This window comes from Leptolyngbya sp. FACHB-36 (assembly GCF_014695955.1).
GTDB lineage: Bacteria > Cyanobacteriota > Cyanobacteriia > Leptolyngbyales > Leptolyngbyaceae > FACHB-36.
Window position 1 is genome coordinate 1 of record NZ_JACJPG010000010.1, and the last position, 2,483, is coordinate 2,483.

The following is a 2,483-nucleotide window of genomic DNA, read 5'->3' on the forward strand; positions in this document are numbered from 1 at the left end:
TAGAGCACAAAGCTAATCCAGCTCACACCAATCCACCCGCCGCGAGTGGTGAGCGACACGCTCTCTAAAGGATGCGGGATCAGCAGCACTCGAAAGAATAGCTCCTCACTGAGTCCCGGCATCAACAAGGCTCTGAGCAATACGTCGATCGCTAGCCACAGCGACGATGGTAGCTGCCACTGCAGAAATCCTGTCGCTAGACCGATCGGCAAGAAAACCGCTCCGTAGATTAGCAGCAGCGCGATCGCCCACACCCAATCGCGTTTAGCAGGAATGGTCAGAATTGCGTTTGTCAGGCGACGAGCGAGTGTCTGAATCAAGGCTTGCGGGTCCAATCACAATCTCTAACCTAGAATTCTATGAAACGCCTGATTTCTATTGTTGTCAGCCTGCTAATTTTAGCGGTCATCTACTGGAAAATCGATTTGCGGGGGCTGGTTCAGGTTTTCCAGAACTGCGATCGCACTTGGATGCTCATCAGTTTGGGCATGGTTGTTCCCATTACGCTGATTACCGCTTGGCGACTGCAACAGCTCATGCCGAAAGGGAAGCGCGGCGAAAAAACCTCGTTGGGGTTTGCAGAGGCAACGCGCCTGATCCTGGTTGCCAGCGTGCTCAATATGGTGCTGCCGTCGAAGATGGGCGACATTGCCAAAGCGTACTTTATGCGCGAGCGGGGGCACCTGAGCGGATCGCTGTCGCTGTCGCTGGTGATCTTTGAGAAAGCCTGCGATATGCTGTCGCTGCTCCTGTGGTGCGCGTTTGGGCTGCTGCTGTATCCGCAGAAAGACTGGCTATTTTGGATTATGACCGTGAGTGTCGTTGCAGGGCTGGTGCTAGGTGGGGCACTGCTGGGATCGCGGGCGTTTGCTCAATTCTTTTTTGATCTGGCGCAGACCGTTGCCCCTAAGAAGCTGCGCACGAAGCTTTACAGCTTGCAGACCTCATGGCGGGAGATGCACGAGTATTTTTGGGGCGATCGGCAGCAGTTTCTCAAAGTTACTGCTACATCGATCTTTATTTGGTTCCTGCACCTGCTGCAAATCTGGTTTTTTATTCTGGCGTTAAATGCCTGGACGCCATTTCTGGCGAATCTGGCACTGTCGCCGCTGGCAATTTTGGCGGGATTGCTGCCGCTGACGTTTGCCGGAGTCGGGACTCGTGATGCAGCCCTGATCTTGTTCTACCAACCGTACTTCAGTGCCCAAATAGCAGCGGCGCTAGGAGTGCTGTGTACCTCGCGCTATGTGCTACCTGCGATCGGGGGTCTGCCGTTTTTAAGTCAATACATGGCAACGGTGCGAAGCTTGCGAAAGTGACGGTTCAACAATTTTATGATTTCTTCATGAAGCTATCCCCCGTCTAAAAAATCCATGAGAAGCTAAGCTCAGCCATTTGACGCCATCCAAAAACCAGCTACCGTGAAAGACGCTCCGTATTTCTACGCATTCACTTCAATTCTGTTGCCCTGTGATTTTCTCTAAACACGTTCAATTGGTTTGCTAGCGCAAGTAACAACCTTGCAGATCGACTCGCTTAACGCTTACGGAAATGCGCATCTACTTAATTTACAGCCTGCTTGTTCTAGGCGCTGGGTGCTTGTACACGCTTACCAAAACTCGTCTGAAGTCGCGATCGATCCGCTGGGCTGGCTTTGGTGGTTTAGCGCTTGCGATGATTTTGCTGCTTGGGTTGGCGACGGAGCCTCAAGCCCGTGATGCGTTTGTAGACTTTACCAAGGCATACTATCCAGCGGCAAAGGCAGCTCTGTTGAATCCCGCGGAGCTGTACGCTCGTTCAGATGACGACCTGACCTTTGTCAACCTGCCGATCGTTGCCCTGCTGTTCGCACCCTTCGCCGCGCTGGATGTTTCAACAGCGGCGGCGCTGATGACGGCAGTAGGAGCCATTGCGACGATCTCCGCCTGCTATCTCTGCATCCGCTACACCAACGTCACGGGCTGGCAGAAAGTGTTGCTAGTGGGGCTGTTTGTGGCAAACGGACCCCTGTTCTATAACCTGCGCATCGGCAATACCAGCCAGTACACGCTGCTGCTGCTGTTGGGGGCGCTGTGGCTACAACCCAAGCGGTCTGTTTTGGCAGGCTGCCTGCTGGCGATCGCGGGCATCATCAAAGTGCCGCTGCTGCTGTTTGGAGCCTACTATGTGCTGCGGGGACGCTGGCGGGTAGTAGCGGGGTTTGTCGGGACGCTGGGGGCGATCGGGCTAGCGTCGCTGCTGGTGTTTGGTCCCGATCTGCACGTCACATGGTATCAAGCCTGTATCCAGCCGTTTGCAGGCAAACCCATTTCAGCGTTCAATGTGCAGTCGGTGGATGGCTTGCTGTCGCGATCGCTGCTGGGCGGCGGCTTGCGCAACTGGCTACCGATGCAGGTGGACTGGAGCTACAAATTGGTTCGCTACGCCATACTGTCGCTGTTGGTTGGTAGTGCAATCTGGGTTGGCTGGCGTGCTCAACCGCC

General features: G+C 54.6%; 2 protein-coding genes and 1 pseudogene. 2 read left to right on the forward strand and 1 reads right to left on the reverse strand.

The genetic code is table 11. The annotated features are described in order from the left end of the window. Positions 1 to 320: pseudogene (locus tag H6F43_RS00085) on the reverse strand (CPBP family intramembrane glutamate endopeptidase); the annotation flags it as partial. Between the two features lie 39 nt (positions 321 to 359). On the opposite strand from H6F43_RS00085, the gene H6F43_RS00090 reads away from it, so the two are divergent. Further along, positions 360 to 1,319 carry a lysylphosphatidylglycerol synthase transmembrane domain-containing protein gene (locus H6F43_RS00090; protein WP_190340009.1) on the forward strand — a complete coding sequence of 320 codons (960 nt, stop codon included), beginning with the start codon at positions 360 to 362 and terminating at the stop codon, positions 1,317 to 1,319. A gap of 280 nt (positions 1,320 to 1,599) precedes the next feature. Beyond that, positions 1,600 to 2,483, forward strand: an 884-nt coding sequence (locus tag H6F43_RS00095; RefSeq protein WP_190340010.1) for a glycosyltransferase family 87 protein, incomplete at its 3' end; no start/stop codon positions are given.